Annotated in this window: 10 protein-coding genes; 3 read left to right on the forward strand and 7 right to left on the reverse strand. The window is 68.7% G+C overall.

Annotated elements, in window-relative coordinates; genetic code table 11:
* Nucleotides 1-30: 30 nt before the first annotated feature.
* Nucleotides 31-1,587, forward strand: a complete 1,557-nt coding sequence (locus AB0F43_RS17070; RefSeq protein ID WP_360476860.1) for an HD domain-containing phosphohydrolase — start codon at nucleotides 31-33, stop codon at nucleotides 1,585-1,587.
* A 124-nt stretch (nucleotides 1,588-1,711) separates the two neighbouring features.
* The gene (locus tag AB0F43_RS17075) at nucleotides 1,712-2,191 is read left to right on the forward strand and encodes a cupin domain-containing protein (protein ID WP_360476863.1); all 480 of its coding nucleotides are present in this window, start codon (nucleotides 1,712-1,714) and stop codon (nucleotides 2,189-2,191) included.
* 105 nt (nucleotides 2,192-2,296) lie between these two features.
* Here AB0F43_RS17075 and AB0F43_RS17080 read toward each other — a convergent pair whose 3' ends face one another.
* Nucleotides 2,297-3,223, reverse strand: coding sequence for a hypothetical protein (locus AB0F43_RS17080; protein ID WP_360476866.1), 927 nt, complete (start codon nucleotides 3,221-3,223; stop codon nucleotides 2,297-2,299).
* A 153-nt stretch (nucleotides 3,224-3,376) separates the two neighbouring features.
* Between AB0F43_RS17080 and AB0F43_RS17085 the strand changes: the two genes are divergently transcribed.
* Entirely contained in the window at nucleotides 3,377-5,317 is a 1,941-nt protein-coding gene (locus tag AB0F43_RS17085; RefSeq protein WP_360476869.1) for a CocE/NonD family hydrolase, read from the forward strand.
* A gap of 59 nt (nucleotides 5,318-5,376) precedes the next feature.
* Here the strand turns inward: AB0F43_RS17085 and AB0F43_RS17090 are convergent, their stop codons facing one another.
* The 6 genes from AB0F43_RS17090 to AB0F43_RS17115 are packed head-to-tail and all read right to left on the reverse strand — an operon-like array spanning nucleotide 5,377 to nucleotide 13,786.
* On the reverse strand, nucleotides 5,377-6,546 hold the full coding sequence (locus AB0F43_RS17090) for a glycosyltransferase (protein ID WP_360476872.1): 1,170 nt from the start codon (nucleotides 6,544-6,546) through the stop codon (nucleotides 5,377-5,379).
* 1 nt (nucleotide 6,547) lies between these two features.
* Nucleotides 6,548-9,166: a glycosyltransferase gene (locus AB0F43_RS17095; protein WP_360476875.1), complete on the reverse strand. Its 2,619-nt coding sequence runs from the start codon at nucleotides 9,164-9,166 to the stop codon at nucleotides 6,548-6,550.
* Nucleotides 9,163-10,464, reverse strand: a complete 1,302-nt coding sequence (locus tag AB0F43_RS17100) for a nucleotide sugar dehydrogenase (protein WP_360476878.1) — start codon at nucleotides 10,462-10,464, stop codon at nucleotides 9,163-9,165. Before AB0F43_RS17100 ends, AB0F43_RS17095 begins: the two co-directional genes overlap by 4 nt.
* Nucleotides 10,465-10,489: 25 nt before the next feature.
* The gene (locus tag AB0F43_RS17105; RefSeq protein WP_360476881.1) at nucleotides 10,490-11,719 is read right to left on the reverse strand and encodes an acyltransferase; all 1,230 of its coding nucleotides are present in this window, start codon (nucleotides 11,717-11,719) and stop codon (nucleotides 10,490-10,492) included.
* Between the two features lie 4 nt (nucleotides 11,720-11,723).
* Nucleotides 11,724-12,782, reverse strand: coding sequence for a UDP-N-acetylglucosamine 2-epimerase (non-hydrolyzing) (gene wecB / locus AB0F43_RS17110; RefSeq protein WP_360476884.1), 1,059 nt, complete (start codon nucleotides 12,780-12,782; stop codon nucleotides 11,724-11,726).
* Entirely contained in the window at nucleotides 12,779-13,786 is a 1,008-nt protein-coding gene (locus AB0F43_RS17115) for a Gfo/Idh/MocA family oxidoreductase (protein ID WP_360476887.1), read from the reverse strand. Before AB0F43_RS17115 ends, wecB begins: the two co-directional genes overlap by 4 nt.

Raw genomic sequence — 13,786 nt, forward strand, 5'->3', positions numbered from 1 at the left:
GGCACCGGCGACGCGGGTCACAATCGAATGGTGGGCACCAATCTGCGTCTCGCCGACTTGCTCGCGGGTCTGTCCCTCGTGGCTGACCTGGGCTATGGACTGACCCCGGGCCACGCGATGCGCTCGTGCCGTGTCGGAGTGGCCCTCGCACGAGAGACCGGCCTGTCTGAGCATGAGGCCGCCGAAACCTTCTACACATCGCTGTTGTCCCACGTTGGATGTGCGGCGTTCTCCCATGAGATGTCCGCTGCGTTCGGCGATGAACTGAGAGCGAACCGGGCAGGCGCGAGAACGAACTTCGCGGATCCGAAGGACATCATCTTGTCGCTGATTCCGGAGTCCACACGCGGGATGCCGCTCCTGGAGCGGGGAAGAACCACAGCCTTCATCCTGGCCCGAGGCCGTGCGCTGGGACGGCGCTACGACTCGACGGTGTGTGAGATCGCCCGGGAAACCGCACGCCGGATCGATCTGACCGACGGGGTGCAGAGTGCCCTGTTCCAGGTGAAGGAGGCCTGGAACGGGCGCGGGTACCCACAGCGGCTCGAAGGGGACGAGATTCTCGCACCGGCCCGCGTTGCGCGGGTGGCGTCCGAAGCGACCCTCTTCTACGACATCGGGGGTGTCGAGCTCGCCGTACACGCGGTGTCGCGGCGCAGTGGTTCGCTTCTCGATCCCGCGATCGTCGCGGACTTCGTTTCGAACGCGGATGCGCTGCTGAGGGACGCCGACGCCGGGGATCCGCGGGCAGGGGTACTGGCGATGGAACCGGACCCTGTGGTGGAGAAGCCGGCAGGTGATATGCCGCTGGTAGCCGCCGCCTTCGGCGATCTGGTGGATCTGAAGACGCCGTTCACGCATGGCCACTCGAAAGAAGTCGCCAGACTGGCCAAGGCCGCGGCAGAGCGCCTTGGGTTCGATGCCGAAGCGACCCAGCGTCTGCATGTCGCCGCCTTGCTGCATGACGTCGGCAAGGTCGGGATCTCCGACCTGCTCTGGGAGCGACCTGGGCCGCTCACCGGTCCGGAGTGGGAGCAGATCCGCCTGCACGCCTACCACACCGAGCGGATCCTTGCGACGTCGCGAACTCTCGAGCCACTGGCTCGCATCGCCGGGATGCATCACGAGCGCCTCGACGGTTCCGGCTACCACCGTGGGTGCCGGACTCCTGAGATCGCGATCTCCGCACGCGTGCTGGCGGCCGCCGATGAGTACCAGGCGATGACTCAGCGGCGTCCTCATCGTGATGCCCTGGATCCGGAACATGCCGCCCAGGAGCTCCGGACTGCCGCCGACAGGGGCCGACTGGATCACGAGGCTGTCGCGGCGGTTCTCGAGGCTGCCGGACATCGAGTCCAGCGTCGGTGGGCAGCCCGACCGGCCGGACTCACCGACCGGGAGGTCGAGGTCCTTCGGCTGGTCGCGAGGGTGTGCTCGAACCGGGAGATCGCCGAGCAGTTGCACATCTCACCCCGAACGGCCGAGCACCACGTGCAGAACACCTACGCCAAGATCGGCGTGACCAGCCGCTCGGCCGCAGCGCTCTTCGCCTTGGAGCACGACCTGCTGCCCGCCAAGGAGTCTTGACCACTCTGCGGATCCGCCATCGGCCCGAGAATGGGTAGATCCTACCGATGCCGCGCGTACACCGGTCGCCAACCATGGATATGTGAGCGGGGTCCATGACTACTGACAGACCGGAGGCTTTGTCATGAGCAACAACAACGTGCATATCAGCATCAGCGAGCGCCAGACGTCTACCTTCCTCGGCATGGACAACCACATCCTGCTGCGGAAGGAACACACCGACGGTGTCGTCGGGGTCCTCGAAGTCTCCGTCCGGCCTGGCGCCGGCGCTCCACGGCATACCAACACCCGTGAGGCGTTGCTGTGGTACGGGATCGAAGGCGCGATCGTCCTGGAGACCGAAGACGGCCGCTCGACGCTGGGTCCGGGAGAAGCGATGTTCCTGCCCAAGGGACGCACGCATGCGTTCACCAACCTGTCGGATCGGCCCGCGCGCGCTCTGCTGGTCTGTTTCCCCGGCGGATTGGAGGAGTTCTTCCTCGAGCTCTCCGGCAGGCTGGCGACCGACGTCCCCGCCGGGCCTCCTGCCCCCGAGGAGGCCACAACTCTCGTCACCACGGCGGCGCGGTACGGCGTGATCGTTCAGTCGCCCGCCGCGGTGTAGGCGCGGTACGGCGGTTCCGCCCCCCGGAGGCGCGGCCAACCCGAGCCCAGCCGCACCTGAAAACTAGACCTCCCCTGTCGTGTCCCTGGAATCCCCCAGCGAGTATCAGGCGCCGTTGAGGGGGTCGTAGGCGGGGGCGAAGCGGAAGTAGTCCCAGTCGGTGAAGGTTCCGGGGACCTTGCCGAGGTTCTTGATCACCGTCTGGGTGCCGTTCGCGTGGCCGACGGCGTACAGGTAACCGGTGTCGGTGTCCTTGTCGATGCCGAGCACGATCGAGCCGGTCTTGCCACACGGGGCCGCGATGAGCTGCTCGAAGCCCTGCCAGCTCGAGGTGCGCACCGGCGTCACGATCGGCTTGAGCGGGCTCGTGGTGGGGATCTTGACCGTGTAGAGACCGCCGCCCCGGTTGTTGGCCAGGAAGGTGTCGTACGTCGGGGTCGCCGCGATCAGCGCGAACGACTTCATCGTGCTGAGGCCGGTGACGTACCCGGTGTTGCGGAGTCCCGTGCCGAGATCGGTCCAGCGCCCGAAGCGCCCGTACTGATCCTGCTGGTACAGCATCGTCCGGGTCGGCTTGCTGGTCGCCGACGCCTTGTACTGCGACTGGTGCAGGAACCGGCCGCCCCAGCCGTTGCCGATCCGGCGCATCACCGACGGGCCGACGAGCTTGCCGTCCGCGCCGATCGTGTACCGGTTCTCGTACAGGTAGCCGGCGCCGTACACGACCTTGCCGATCCGGGTCGTCCTGCCCGCGCCCGCGGGAACCGCGGTGAACGTGGTGGGCTGACCGACGTTGTACGGCGGTGTGTAGACGTTCGGCGTGGAGATCACCGGGCTGACGGTCGGTGGCGCGGTCGCGGTGATGACTCGGCTGTTGTGGCCCCAGTCCTGCGTGAACGAGCCGAGCCCGAGCGCGCATGCCGCACTCACGGCCGTCGGAGCTGTCGTGGCGGCTTGGGCGGGCTGCAGAGCCGGTCCGAGCGTCAGCACCAACGCCGCCGCGCCGACCGTGCCGATGGTCTTGCGAATCATCCAGTGTCCTTTCGTCTCGCATCACTCGATGCACGGGGAGCCGGAGAAGTTGCCGCGCGAAGTCTTTCCCTTGCTGTGCACAGGAAGTGACCGCTCGGATGAGATCTGTGCACAGAATGGGTCTTCACCTACCGCCCACAGGGGGAGACACGCATGCGCAGAACTCGGTTCCGGACCGGGATCACTCTTCTGGTCGCCGCGGCGATGGCACCACTGGCCGCACTGACCGCGACCGCCGGGCCCACCGCCGTACCGGCCAAGCCTTTCGTCCAGGGCACCGCCACCGTGCCGGCGTACGACTACGACAACGCCATCCACGAGCGGATCCAGGTCGACGTACCCAAGCTGGACGGAGACGCCAACGGGGTCACCGACCGGATCACGGTCGACGTGATCCGGCCGGGCGAGGCGGCTCAGGCCGGTATCGACGTCCCGGTGATCGTGCAGGCGTCGCCGTACTACGCGAGAGACAACAAGTCGTACTTCGATGCCAACGGCGTCCGGCAGGTGTTCGGCAGCTGGCTGGACAACTACTTCGTGCCGCGCGGGTACGCCGTCGCGTTCGTGGACATGCCCGGAACGTTCCGGTCGACCGGCTGCAGTGACGTCGGCGCGGACCTGGAGGTGCTCGGCACCAAGGCCGTGATCGACTGGCTGAACAACCGGGTGCCCGGCTACAACGCCGACGGCAGCCGGGCCCGGGCCGACTGGTCCACCGGTAAAGCCGGCATGATCGGCGTCTCCTGGAACGGCACCATCGCCAACTCGGTCGCGAGCACCGGCGTCCGCGGTCTGGAGACCATCGTCCCGATCGCCGCGATCTCCAGCTGGTACGACTACACCCGGAGCTTCGGCGTGCCCTTTTACGACGAGTACATGGGCTTCCTGCACGACTACGTCAGCAACGACGCGTCACCGCGCTGTGTGGAGCTGACGAACGAGATCGAGCAGGACTCCGACACCCGCACCGGCAGCTACAGCAGTTGGTGGGACCCGCGGAACTACAACCTGGACGCGCGCAACGTCCACAGCAGTGTGTACGTCGTCCACGGCCTCGGCGACGAGAACGTGAAGACGCGGCACTTCGGTGAGTGGTGGGACCAGCTGTCCCGCTACAACGTGCCGCGGAAGATCTTCCTGCACCAGGGCGTGCACCTGGACGGCTTCAGTTTCCGCGACGAGTGGGTGAACAAGCTGCACCCGTGGTTCGACTACTGGCTGCAGGGGCTGAAGAACGGCGTGATGCAGACCCCGCAGGCGACCATCCAGCGCGAGGACGGCACGTTCTTCGACGAGCCGCGCTGGCCGGCCGTCGGTGCCCGGCAGACGACATTGAAGCTGAGCAAGGCGGCCGGCGCCAAGACCGGAGGGCTGTCGATCGCGGCCGCGTCGAGTGCCCCGGTCAGTTTCACCGGTACGTCGGATCCGTCCGAGGACACCGTCGTACTCGACCCGACCACGGCGCGGCCGGATCGGGCGGTGTTCCTGAGCGACGAACTGGAGAGGGCGGTCCGGGTCACCGGCACCGGGAAGGTGTCGGTCCGGGTCAAGGTCGACAAGGTTGCCGCAGGCATCAAAGCCCGCTTGGTCGACTACGGTACGGCGAAGCGGTACGCCAACGTCACGAACGTCCCGGACACCAGGGTGTGCTGGGGTGACGGGAACGCGCTCGACACCGGGTGCTATGCCGAGACGCAGATCAACACGGCGGTGTCGGACACGTCAGTCGTGGTCCGGACGCTCGCCGACGTCGGCCACTACAAGTCCTTGTACGCCAAGGAATCCTTGCGGTCCGGCACGTGGTACGACCTGACCTTCGAACTGAACGCCGACGACGTGGTCTTCCCACCCGGCCACCGCCTCGGCCTGGTCCTCACCGTCGAACCAGACAACCCATCGATCCCGTTCACCGGTGCCACCATCACCCTGGACCCGTCCCGCTCCTCCCTCACCCTCCCCCTCACGGGCTACACCGCGGCGCTACAAACCGCCGAGGTCCCGCAGTCTCGCCTCGCCTCCACCCAGCTGGCCCAGCCCGAGCCGGAGAAGGACCCGGCCGAACTCATGCGCCAAATGGTGGAAGCCTCCCGCTGACGTGACCTTACGTCCGAAGAAGTGGCGAGACCTCGCCGCCACTTCTTCGGACGTTGGGGTCAGAGGTCGGCGTAGGCGGCTAGCAGCGTCGCCGAGTCCTTTTCCCAGTTGAGGTCTGTGGCGGCGGTGCGGACTCCGTCGGCGTAGGTGGTGTAGTTCTCGATCAGCTCGCGGACGGCGGCGGTGAGGGAGGCGGGATCGCCTGGTTTGTAGAGGGTTCCGAGCTTGTACTGCGTGACCACCGAACGCATCTCGGGGAGATCGGCGGCTACGACGGGCACCCCGGCACGGACGGCGTGGAAGAGTTTGTTGGGGAGCGCCAAGCGGTGGTTCTCGCAGGTGTCGGTCAACGTGACCAGCGAGATGCCGTAGGAGCGCAGGGTGTCGTCGACCTCGTCGATGGAGCGCTCGGCGACGGTTTCGACCGGACCGAGGTCCAGCCGGTAGTTCGGGTCCACCGAGCCCATCAAGACAGTCCGGAAGGGCGCGAGCTGACGCGCGGCGGCGACCACCGTCGGCAGATCCCGACCGGCTCCGACGCGACCGGCGTACAGCAGACCCTCCGGCCGGTCCAGCGGTGCCGGTACGTCGTCAACCTTCGGGAACGTGTTCCGTACGACGCGAACGTCAGCCAACCCACGTTCGCGCAACCGCCGCGCGATCCCGTCCGAGACCGTGATCACGACGCGCGCCTGAGCAGCAAGCGAAACCTCGAACCGCCGCCCACGCGCCCGCCACAACGGCGTCGGCCGGCCCGGCAGCGCGCGGTCGAACCACAACTCGTGGGTGTCGTAGACAAGCGCCGCCGACCACTCCGAGGCGTAGGTAGCAGCCAGCTCGAGCGTGTTGAAGTCATGCGCGTGGACCACGTCGAACGGCCCCGCGGCGGCGACGCGCGGAGCCGCCGCGGTCCGCCACTGCTTCTCGGTCCGGTTCCGGTGCTCCGGCAGCAACAGCCACCGGCCGAACCGCTGAACCATCACCTTCGGCCCGTTCCGGCCGTGACCGACCGCGGGACCACCGTTGCTGCCCCGCAGTCCGGCCGAGCGGGAGACGGACTCGACCGTGACGCCCGGACCGACCTCGCTTCGTTGATTTTCCAGCCAGGCTTCCGGTACGTCGCGGCCGATCACGTGAACCACATGACCGGCCGCGACCAGAGCTGTCGCCTCCCGCAGGATGCGCGAGTCCCCCGCGATCGGGGACTGCGCGATCATCAGAACCCGCACGTCACCTTCCGTCCAGGCTCTGCTCATCGGAGAGGAAGGGCAGCAGGACCTCGACGGACCTGCGCCCGTCGTGCAGCTCGCGGACGTACTCCGGACCCGCGTCGGCGATCTTGCGGGCCGAGTCGCGCTCGGCGACCAGCCGCTCGATCACCTCGGTCAGGTCGTCCGGGGTCGCCTCCGCGATCGGCAGGTCGGTCGGCAGCAGGTCGCGGACCGGGTCCGCGATGTGCCCGACGGTGACCCGGCCGGCCGCCATCGCCTCACAGGCGAAGACGCCGTACGAGCCGAGCAGCAGCTGGTCGACCACGATGTCGGCGGTGCGGACCATCTCGGCGAGCTCGGAGTGCGGGACGCCCTGGACCCGCTGGTACTTGATCAGGCCCCGCGCATCCAGGTCCGTGAGCACCGGGTCGACGTACACCGACCCCTTCAACGCACTGGCCGACGGCGCGTGCAGCACCACCGGCACCTCCCGCTCCAGCACCGGCGCGGACGAGGCGAACGCGTCCAGGTCGACCGTCAGCGGCAGCCAGATCCCGTCGTCGACGAACTCGAGCAGGTCCGGCGTGGTGACGAACACCGGTCCCTCGTAGCCCTCCAGGTGCCGCCGCATCAGGTCGTTGGCTGCCTGCAGGCGGACGGTCAGCTCGTCGTCGGCGTTCCGGAACGGCGACCACTGGTACTGCGCACGGTGCTGTGCCGGATCCCGGATCTCCGAGCCGTGGAAGACCAGGCCGTGCTTGATCCCCGCCTGGTCCAGCATCGGTACGTCGTGCGTCCACATCTGCCCGCGCTGCTGCCCGAACATCGGCCGGCCGGCCTCGAACAGCACGTGGGTGACCTCGCGCAACGCGTACGCCGTCAGCTCCAGCTGCCAGCGCAGGTCGGACCGGTACTGGCGATAGGTGCCCGTGCGGTGCACCCGGAAGTCGAACGCGCCGCTGCCCGTGGTCAGCGATTCCGCCTTGAGATCCGGGACCTCACGCTCGAGCGCGGTCGCCCACAGCCAGGCCTGTCCGGCGCTGTTGACCGGACCGAGCAGCAACCGGCGCTGCTTCTTGATCGCCCGGCCACCAGGCTGCACGACTCCCAGCTGGCGGCCGACGAGCTCGCCGTACAGAGCCCGCAGCTTGTCCGCCTGCCCGGTCCAGGAGACCTCCTGCTGGTAGCCGGGGTCGGCCACCCGCTCGCGGTAGGCGTCCAGGTCACCGAGGACCGTGCGCACCTTCGAGGCCAGGTCGTGCGCGTCGGCCGCGACGAACACCTCACCGATCCGGGTCCGGTCGACGAACTCCTTCATGCTCGGCATGTTGCTGACCACCACCGGCAGGCCGGCGAACGCGTACTCGAACAGCTTGTTCGGCAGCGCCATCTCGTGGCTCGGGTAGGGCAGGATCGGGATCAGCCCGACATCCGCCGTCCGCAGGAACGCGACCACCTCGTCCGGCTTCACCGGGTCCAGGCAGTGCAACCGGTCCTGCACCTCGAGCGTCGCGGCCTGCGCCTGCAGCTCGCGTACGGCGTCCGTCGCGACACCGGGGACACAGACTACGGCCAGGTGCGCGTCCGGCAGATCCACCAGCGCCTGCACCGCGGTGTGGATGCCGCGGGCCCGGGTGACGCCACCGCTGTAGACCAGCAGCGGCACCTCGGCGCTCAGACCGATCCGGCTGCGGATGTCGGACACCTCGACCGACACGTCCACCGGGTTCGGCGTGTTCATGATCACGGTCGGCTCGTGGTCGAGCCTGTGGTCCTTGCGCAGCGTCCGGGCGATCGCCGGGCTGACCGTGATCACCTTGTCCGCGTCGCCGATGTACTCGCGCTCGTGGTTGGCCCAGGCGGCGATCGAGCGGCGGGTGCGAGCGCCGTACCGGGACAGGCCGGCGACGTACTCGTGCGCGTCGTAGACGACCTTCAGGTTCCGGCCGCGCAGCTTGGCCCGGCCGGCCGCGCGGGTGGCGACGCCGATCACGTGCATGTCGTGCGCGTGCACCACGTCCGGCTCGAGTCGATCGATCAAGTCACCGAAGGCGATCTCCAGGTCCAGCGCCTCGGGGTGCAGCTTGCGCCACGGCGCCGGCCAGGGCAGCCGGTGGATCACCCCGTCGTACGCACGCCAGCCGAACTTGAACGGCGCGTCGGCCTTGTTGCCGACCCCCTTGCGCACCCAGGTCGCCTTCTGCGCGGCCTGCCACCGGGACTTGCGCAGCAATCGCGTGGCCACGCCGGCCTTGAACTTGAGTGGATTGCTCTTGCCCGCCTTCGCCCGTGCGATCGCGTGACCGGTGTCGGACTTCAGCTCCTTCAGCTCGGCCTGGATCCGCTGGCTGCGTGCGACGTACGTCGACCGGTACCTGTACCCCACCAAGGGCGGCCGCCAGTCCCGGCGGGCCTTGCGGCTCCGCTTCCGCTCCTCCCGCAGGCTGAACGGAACGGCCACCCGGACGATCAGCGCGCCGTCGAGCATCTCCCTCGACGGCAGACCGCTGGCCGAGACCCCGAGCACAGTCACCTCTGCTCCGGTCTCGGCCAGTGCTGCGGCCTCCTTGCGGACCCGACTGTCGTTCGTGACGTCGTTTGCGACCATCATCACGACCCGCAGGTCGGCAGTTGTCACTGTCGAACCGACCTTCCGATCACAATCCGGCGCACGCCGGCCCAACGAGCCGCGTCGGTGCGGTCACGGCCGTCCACGAGCACCTTCACGCCCGGCAGCTCGGCCGGGGTCAGCTGCGCGTACTCCGGGTGGTCCGCCTGCAGCACAGCCGCGTCCACCGGGGCACCCAGGGCGTACGGCGTGAAGCCGAGCTGCTGGAGCTCCTCGTCGGTGTACAGCGGGTCGTGCACGGACACCTCCGCACCACGGGCCTTCAGCGCCTCCACGGCCGGGAAGACCCCGGAGAACGCGGTCTCCTTGACACCACCACGGTACGCCGCGCCGAGCACGACCACCTTGGCTCCGGCCAGGTCGCCGTACGCGCCCTCGAGCAGGCCGACGGTGTAGTCGGGCATGCCGAGGTTCGCCTCGCGGGCGGCGCGGACAACGGTTGCCTCGGGGTCGGTCCACAGGTACAGCCGCGGGTAGACCGGGATGCAGTGGCCGCCGACCGCGATGCCGGGCCGGTGGATGTGGCTGTAGGGCTGCGAGTTCGACGCCTCGATCACCTGGTGCACGTCGATGCCGTGCTCGCCGGCGAACCGGGCGAACTGGTTGGCCAGGCCGATGTTGACGTCGCGGTAGGTGGTCTCGGCCAGCTTCGCCAGCTCGGCCGCCTCGGCCGTACCCAGGTCCCAGACGCCGTTGCCGCGCTCCAGGTCCGGGCGGTCGTCGAAGTCCAGCACGGCCTCGTAGAACGCGATGGCGCGCTTGGCGCCCTCCTCGGACAGGCCGCCGACCAGCTTCGGGTACTTGCGCAGGTCCGCGAAGACGCGGCCGGTGAGCACCCGTTCCGGCGAGAAGACCAGGTGGAAGTCCTCGCCCTCCTTCAGGCCGGAGACCTCCTCCAGCAACGGCTTCCACCGGTTCCGGGTGGTGCCGACCGGCAGGGTGGTCTCGTAGCTGACCAGGGTGCCCGGGCTCAGGTGCTCGGCCAGCGACCGGGTGGCGTTCTCCATCCAGCCGAACTCCGGCTCGCCGGTCTTCTCGTCGACGAACAACGGCACGACCAGGACGACCGCGTCGCTGCCGGGGATGGCGTCCGCGTAGTCGGTGGTCGCCCGCAGGCGGCCGTCGGCCACGGTCTCGGCGAGCAGCTCGGCCAGGTGCGCCTCACCCGGGAACGGCTCCTGCCCGGCGTTCACCTGCTCGACCGTCTTCGGGTTGATGTCGACGCCGACGACCTGATGGCCCTTGGCCGCGAACTGGACCGCCAACGGCAGCCCGATCTTGCCTAAGGCAACAACACTGACACGCACAGGAACTCCACTAGGTAGTGATTCTTCATCGGGGTCCTCGCAGCTTCCGTTCGAGTGGGTGCTCGACGAACTTGTACAACAGCCACGAGACGAGGATCGAGATGGCGCCGACACCGGCGTACCAGGTCAGGTTGGACCAGCCGATCGGCCCGGCCACACCGTGGTACTCCTTGATCGCGTACAGGATGGTGGCGTGCACCAGGTAGAAGGCGTACGACCACTGGCCAAGTGCGACCAGCGGCTTGCTGCGCAGCCAGGACCGGCCGCCCCGGATGTCGCGGGACGCGACGGCGAAGATCAGGAAGCCGTACAGCAGCGTGAGGACTTCCTTCTGGCACAGGCCCATGGTGATCGCGAACGGCACCTTGGCCGGGTGCTCACCGGAGTAGTACAGGGTGAACAGCCCGCCGGCGGTGACCAGGAACGCGAACCAGACCGGGATCCGCGGCTTCCAGCCGGACCGTAGCGCGATCGCCAGGCCGATCCCGAACAGGAACGCGACCGAGTGCAGGACCGGCTGCGGCAGCACCGGTACGACGTCGCGGTAGTGGAACAGCGCCAGTCGATAGGCCCCGCCGAGCACGATCACGGCGACACACAGGATCAGGCCGCCGGTCACCTTGAGCTTCTGCGTGAGCCGCCAGACGAACGGGAAGTACGCGTAGAAGAACGCCTCGACCGACAACGTCCATCCCGCCGGGTTGCCGCCGTACAGAATGGTCGGGTTGTTCGACCAGCCCTGCACCAGGAACGCCGACAGCACCAGGACGGTGACCGAGACCGGTTTGATCCACGACATCCCGGCCGGCGGCTCGAACCGGTAGAACACGAAGATCGCCGCGACCAGGGTGAGGATGTACAGCGGGACGATCCGGGCGAACCGGCGCCGGTAGAAGGTGCGGATCTTCGTCCCCGGCTGGGCCGACCAGGTCAGCACGAAACCGGACAGCACGAAGAAGAACGTCACCCCGGACGTGCCGTACTTCAGGAACTTGAAGACCGGCAGCGGCGCCAGGTTGGTCATGTGATGGGCGAAAACGAAGAACGCCGCCCACCAGCGCAGACCGGTGAGCGACTCCACCCGGGGCAGCCGCTTGCGCGGCTCGGCCGGCGGCGGCCCGGACTCGCCCGGGAACGCGCTGACCGGAGCACCCGGCGGGGGCGTGGCCGCGTCGGTGGCCGTAACGGCCGAAGCCGCCGGCCCCGGAGAGCCCGGGGAGGGCGGCTGGCTCTGTTCTTCGGCGGCTTTGGTCACGTAGTTACTCCGCTAGAGCGGAGACGACACGCCCGGCGGCGTGGCCATCTCCGTAGGGCATCGGGCGGTCGGCTGCCGGTACCGGCCGGGCGGCCAGCTCGGGCAGCTTGCTCACGTCGGACGTGAGGACGTTCCAGCCGTCCTCCAGAGTCTCGACCCACTCGGTCTCGGTGCGCAGCGTGGTGCACACCCGGCCGAGCAGGAAGGCCTCCTTCTGCAGACCACCGGAGTCGGTGACCACACCGGCCGACCCGAGCACGGCCGCGACCATCTCCGGGTAGGCCAGCGGCTCCCGGACGTGCAGCGAACCGTCCGGCCGCTCCAGCTTGATGCCGTGCTCCGCGCACTTGGCGACCAGCCGCGGGTGCGCCAACAGCAGCACCGGGTGGCCGGCCTCGGCCAGGCCGTCGACGATCGCGGCCAGCCGGGCCGGGTCGTCGGTGTTCTCGGCCCGGTGGATGGTCGACACGACGTACTCGCCGCGCTTCAGGCCCTCGGGCAGGTCGAACGAGTCATCCGTCACCGCGTCGCGGACCCGGAAGCACACATCGGTCATCACGTCGCCGACCAGCCGCGCCCGGTCCGTCAGGCCCTCGTTGGCCAGGTGGTCCATCGCCACCTGGGTCGGGGCCAGCAGGATGTCGGCCGCATGGTCGGTCAGGACCCGGTTGTGCTCCTCCGGCATCCGCCGGTTGAACGACCGCAGCCCGGCCTCCAGGTGCGCCACCGGCAGGTGCATCTTCACCGCCGACAGCGTCCCGGCCAGCGTCGAGTTGGTGTCGCCGTACACAAGCACCCAGTCCGGCCGGTGCTCGTCCAGTACGGCGTCCATCGCGGACAGCATCGCGCCGGTCTGGACCCCATGGCTGCCGGACCCGACGCCCAGGTGGACGTCCGGGGCCGGGATCCGCAGGTCGGCGAAGAACACGTCGGACATGTTCTTGTCGTAGTGCTGGCCGGTGTGCACGATCACGTGCTGGTGGTCGGTGGCGGCGAACGCCTCCGCCACCGGCGCCAGCTTGACGAACTGCGGTCGTGCCCCGACGACGCTCAGGACCTTCATGACTCGGCGGACTCCCCGGCGACCTTGATGGTGCGGTCTTCGGCAGCGGACTGGATGACGGCCTCGGCCACCGCGACGGTGGCCAGACCCTGCTGCAGCGTGACGATGTCGGCTTCCTTGCCCAGGACGGCGTCCCGGAACGCCTCGTGCTCGGTGCGCAGCGGCTCCGGCTTGTTGATCGCGTAGCGGATCATGTCGCCCTCGCTGACACCGCGGAAGTGCGCGACGTCGTCCCAGGCGGTGGCCACGGTGCCGTTGGCGTGGAAGGACAGGTCGGCCAGCAGCGTGTCGGCGATGAAGGCGCCCTTCTCACCGGTGACGACGGTGAGCCGCTCCTTCATCGGGGACAGCCAGTTGACCAGGTGGCTGGTCACGGTGCCGTCGGCCAGCCGGCCGGTCACCGCGATCAGGTCCTCGAACTGCCGGCCGCTCTTGTGCGCGCTCTGCGCGGCCACCGTGACGAACGGCGACTGGGTCACCCAGGCGGTCAGGTCGATGTCGTGGGTGGCCAGGTCCAGCACCACGCCGACGTCGGCGATCCGGGACGGGAACGGGCCCTGGCGGCGGGTGGTGATCTGGTAGATGTCGCCCAGCTCACCGGCCTCCAGCCGCACCCGGAGCGCCTGCAGCGCCGGGTTGTACCGCTCGATGTGACCGACCGCGCCGACCAGGCCGGCCGCCTCGAACGCCTTGGCGATCTCGGTCGCCTCGGCCGAGGACCCGGCCAGCGGCTTCTCGATCATCGCGTGGACGCCGGCCTCGGCCAGCGCCTTCGCGATCTCGGCGTGGTACTGGGTCGGCACCGCGACCATGCAGTAGTCGATGCCCTCGGCAATCAACTGCTCGATGGTCTCGTGCACCGGGCGACCGCCGGCCACGCCGAACTTGTCACCACCCGGGTCGGCGACGGCGACCAGGTCGACGCCGTCGAGGGAGGCGAGCACGCGGGCGTGGTGACGCCCCATCATGCCCAGGCCGATCAGTCCGGCTCTCAGGTTCGCCAT

The sequence above is a fragment of the Kribbella sp. NPDC023972 genome (assembly GCF_040639075.1).
In the GTDB taxonomy this organism is placed as follows: Bacteria; Actinomycetota; Actinomycetes; order Propionibacteriales; family Kribbellaceae; genus Kribbella.